This is a genomic window from Mycobacterium sp. SMC-13 (assembly GCF_045311035.1).
Classification (GTDB): Bacteria; Actinomycetota; Actinomycetes; order Mycobacteriales; family Mycobacteriaceae; genus Mycobacterium.
In genome coordinates, this window is the sequence record NZ_JBJIAI010000088.1 from 1 (window position 1) to 1,247 (window position 1,247).

The following is a 1,247-nucleotide window of genomic DNA, read 5'->3' on the forward strand; positions in this document are numbered from 1 at the left end:
GGCCTGAAAGTGGGCGCACCTTCCCGAGGATGATCATCACGGAATCAGGTATTCGATCAAGACCGGCGTTGGCGCGCTGGTTGGGAAGGTACGCCCATGCTCACCGTAGTTCACGATGCCGAGGAGGCCAACGGCGGCGAGGCCGGCCGGTCGTTGTTGGACGAGATCGTCCGCGACGGAGCCCGGCAGATGTTGGCCGCTGCCCTGCAGGCCGAGGTCGCCGCGTACGTGGCCGCATTCGCTGATCAGCTCGACGAGAACGGTCACCGACTGGTGGTCCGCAACGGCTATCACCAGCCGCGTGAGGTGCTGACCGCGGCCGGTGCCGTGCAGGTGAAGGCGCCGCGGGTCAACGATCGCCGTGTCGACCCCGATTCTGGTGAGCGGCAGCGGTTTTCCTCGGCGATCCTGCCGGCCTGGGCACGCAAGTCCCCGCAGATGAGTGAGGTGCTGCCGCTGCTGTATCTGCACGGCCTATCGACCAGCGACTTCGGGCCCGCACTCGAGCAGTTCCTCGGCTCGGGTGCCGGGTTGTCGGCCACCACGATCACCCGTCTGACCGCGCAGTGGCAAGACGAAGCCCGTACGTTCGCTGCCCGGGACCTGTCCGGCAGCGACTACGTCTACCTGTGGGTCGACGGCATTCACCTCAAGGTCCGCCTGGACCAGGAGAAGCTGTGCCTGCTGGTGATGCTCGGCGTGCGCGCTGACGGCCGCAAAGAGCTCGTGGCGATCACCGACGGCTATCGGGAGTCATGCGAGTCGTGGGCGGATCTGCTGCGCGACTGCAAACGACGCGGCATGACCGCCCCAGTGCTGGCCGTCGGCGATGGCGCGCTCGGGTTCTGGAAGGCGGTGCGGGAGGTATTCCCGAAGACCCGAGAGCAGCGCTGCTGGTTCCACAAGCAGGCCAACGTCCTTTCCGCACTGCCGAAGTCAGCGCATCCGGCCGCGCTGGCGGCCATCAAGGACATCTACAACGCCGAAGACATCGACAAAGCTCAGGTCGCGGTCAAGGCCTTCGCGGTTGCCTTCGGCGCGAAGTACCCGAAAGTGGTCGCCAAGATCGTCGACGACCTCGATGTCCTGCTGGAGTTCTACCACTACCCCGCCGAGCACTGGATCCATCTGCGTACCACGAATCCGATCGAATCCACCTTCGCCACAGTGCGTTTGAGAACGAAGGTCACCAAGGGTCCGGGATCGCGGGCCGCTGGATTGGCCATGGCCTACAAGCTGATCGACGC

The 1,247-nt window shown here is 65.3% G+C and carries 1 protein-coding gene; it reads left to right on the forward strand.

What is annotated here, in order from left to right:
• Positions 1-96 precede the first annotated feature (96 nt).
• A partial coding sequence (locus ACJH6I_RS31790) for an IS256 family transposase (RefSeq protein WP_406785193.1) occupies positions 97-1,247 on the forward strand: 1,151 nt, incomplete at its 3' end.